This is a genomic window from Faecalibacterium sp. DFI.5.82, from assembly GCF_029076575.1.
In the GTDB taxonomy this organism is placed as follows: domain Bacteria; phylum Bacillota; class Clostridia; order Oscillospirales; family Ruminococcaceae; genus Faecalibacterium; species Faecalibacterium duncaniae.
In genome coordinates, this window is sequence record NZ_JARFIS010001050.1 from 1 (window position 1) to 291 (window position 291).

Genomic DNA, 291 nt, shown 5'->3' on the forward strand with positions numbered 1-291 from the left:
GCCCAACTTGGAGCCGTGGCCGCAGAGGAACAGTTTCAAGAGCTAGAGGCTGCCTATTCCGCCGCCGTATACCCTGGCGGAAAGGAGGTGGACAAAGCCAATGTGGATTGATGCAGACGCCATCATCAAGGCCGCCGCCCTTGTAACGGCGCTCGGCGTCCTCGGCGGCGTAGTAGTATCGCTTTACAAGGCGTCCGAGCGGGACAGGAAGCAGAGCGAGATCATCAAAGAGATACTGGACGAACAGTCCCTGATTTGCTATGGCCTGCAGGGCGCCCCGCAGGCCATAGC

1 protein-coding gene is annotated in these 291 nt (G+C 59.8%); it reads left to right on the forward strand.

Annotated elements, in window-relative coordinates:
• Positions 1-100 precede the first annotated feature (100 nt).
• On the forward strand, positions 101-291 hold a 191-nt coding region (locus P0G09_RS20085), incomplete at its 3' end, for a branched-chain amino acid ABC transporter permease (RefSeq protein ID WP_275253558.1).